1 protein-coding gene is annotated in these 303 nt (G+C 51.2%); it reads right to left on the bottom strand.

Annotated elements, in window-relative coordinates:
- Window positions 1-275, bottom strand: a 275-nt coding sequence (locus tag B3O33_RS15850) for a methyl-accepting chemotaxis protein (RefSeq protein WP_292363948.1), incomplete at its 3' end; no start/stop codon positions are given.
- Between the last annotated feature and the right edge of the window lie 28 nt (window positions 276-303).

Below are 303 nucleotides of genomic sequence, written 5' to 3'. Positions count from 1 at the left end.
GCTTCAATCGCAGCATTCAGCGCTAAAAGATTGGTTTGCTCGGTAATGCCGCGAATCACATCAACAATGGCACCAATATTGCCGATATCCGCTTCCAGTTCGCTTAAGGTATCTGCCGCTTTTTCGACTTCACTGGCCAAGGTATCAATTGATTGCATCGTTTCCAGCACGACTTGCTTACCGGCCTTGGCTTCATTGTCAGCATTACGCGCCGCCTCGGCTGCATTGGTCGCCGTCCGTGCAACCTCCTGAACTGACGCGGTCATTTCATTCATTGCTGTTGCAACCTGGTCGGTTTCTTCC

The organism is Methylophaga sp. UBA1464 (assembly GCF_002325665.1).
GTDB lineage: Bacteria > Pseudomonadota > Gammaproteobacteria > Nitrosococcales > Methylophagaceae > Methylophaga.
This window is presented reverse-complemented; position numbering and strand designations above follow the sequence as displayed.